The 1,777-nt window shown below is 68.9% G+C and carries 2 protein-coding genes; both read right to left on the bottom strand.

Annotation, left to right across the window (positions count from 1 at the left end; all coding sequences use genetic code 11):
- Positions 1–226: 226 nt before the first annotated feature.
- Positions 227–1,450 (bottom strand): Na+/H+ antiporter NhaA, encoded by a 1,224-nt coding sequence (nhaA, locus tag Q7W29_14295; protein ID MDO9172993.1) that lies wholly within the window; start codon positions 1,448–1,450, stop codon positions 227–229.
- A gap of 117 nt (positions 1,451–1,567) precedes the next feature.
- Positions 1,568–1,777 (bottom strand): ABC transporter permease (locus Q7W29_14290; GenBank protein ID MDO9172992.1); only part of this gene is annotated, 210 nt, incomplete at its 5' end.

Here is a 1,777-nt window from a genome sequence, read left to right as displayed (position 1 = left end):
CGGCCCAGCTTGGTGTCCCGGGCGCAGAAGACCTCGCCCATGCCGCCCTTGCCGAGCAGGCTCTTGATCTCATAGTGCAGCAATGACTTGCCGATCATGTCGTCCCTCGTGGTTCGGGATCCCGCAGCGTATCTCCGTGATACGGGATAATTAGGATATAATCAATCCTGTATGTCCGCTCTCATTGGCTGAACGGGAATCCAGGGACCGGGCCGGTCCCCTGCTGTCAGGCGGAGCGCGTCGCCGCGCGCAACACGAGGTAACCGGCCACCCCCGACACCAGCGACCCGGCCAGGATGCCGAGGCGCTCGAGCCCCTGGAACGACGCGCCGCCCGCTTCGAAGGCCAGCGAGGCGATGAACAGGCTCATCGTGAAGCCGATGCCGCACAGCAGGGCGATGCCGAACATCTGCCGCCAGCCGGCGCCGTCGGGCAGCGAGGCGAGACCGGCCCGCGTCGCCAGCCAGCTGAACGACAGCACGCCGGCCAGCTTCCCGATCAGCAGGCCGGCCGCGATCCCCAGCGGCACGGGGTGGATCATGTCGGCGGGCGCGAGACCCGCGAGCGGGACGCCGGCGTTGGCGAACGCGAACACCGGCAGGACGCCGTAGGCCACCCAGGGGTGCAGCGCGTGTTCGAGATGGCGTAGGGGCGGTTCGGCACCCGGCGTCCGCCCGGGTCGCGACGATGCGCGCAGCGGGATGGCCATCGCCAGCACGACCCCCGCCAGCGTCGCATGCACGCCGGACTTCAGGACCGCCACCCACAGCGGGATGCCGACCAGGACGTAGGCGGCGGGCCGCATCACGCCCAGCCGGTTCAGCGCGACCAGGACCAGGATCAGGCCCCCCGCGATGCCCAACGATAGCGCGGACAGCTCGGCCGTGTAGAACAAGGCGATCACGATGATGGCGCCGAGATCGTCGAAGATCGCGACGCTCAACAGGAAGGCCTTCAGCGCGACCGGCACCCGCCGGCCCAGGAGCGACAGGACGCCCAGCGCGAAGGCGATGTCCGTCGCGGTCGGGATGGCCCACCCCTTCATCGCCACGGGGTCGCTCCGGTTGAACGCCATGTAGATGAGCGCCGGCATCAGCATCCCGCCCGCCGCGGCGAAGGCCGGCAGGCTCGCGCGCCGCGGGCTCGACAGGTGCCCCTCCAGCACCTCGCGCTTCAGTTCCAGGCCGACGAGGAAGAAGAACACCGCCATCAGGCCGTCGTTGATCCACAGCAGCATCGGCTTGGCGATCTTGAAGGTGCCGGCGCTGACCGCCAGCGGGAGGTCCAGCAGCGCCGCGTAGCGGCCGGCGAGCGGCGAATTGCCGACGACGAGCGCCAGCAGGGTCGCCGCCATGAGGATCAGGCCGCCGGCGGACTCCAGTTGCAGGAAGTCCTGGAGCGGTTGCAGCAGGCCGTCGCGCAACGGCGGTTTCCCGGGCTTACGTGACATGGGTTGGTCCTTCCTATGCCGACCGTTCCACAACTCGGGTATGATAATCTCGGATCGACCATCATCGCTCCGGGTTTGAGGATCGTTGCGTGCCCGCAGCTCGACAGGATAGGCCGCCTACCCCCTCGCTCCCTCCCTCCGGAACGCCAACACCGCCCCTCCGAACGCCGCCAGCCCCATCCCCAGCAGCGTCAGCAGTTCCCCGGCGAGATCCGCCAGCCCCGCCCCCCGCAGCAGCACCCCGCGCACGATGTCCATGAAGTACCGCATGGGGTTGATCCGCGTCAGCCAGCGCGCCCACTCCGGCATGTTGTCGACGGGGAAGAA

Source organism: bacterium, assembly GCA_030654305.1.
GTDB lineage: Bacteria > Krumholzibacteriota > Krumholzibacteriia > LZORAL124-64-63 > LZORAL124-64-63 > PNOJ01.
The sequence above is the reverse complement of the archived record's forward strand: the minus strand, read 5'-3'. Positions and strand labels throughout refer to the sequence as shown.

Excerpts from the sequence above, each read along its gene's own strand:
- nhaA (MDO9172993.1), bottom strand. The coding sequence starts at position 1,450 with ATGTCACGTAAGCCCGGGAAACCGCCGTTGCGCGACGGCCTGCTGCAA.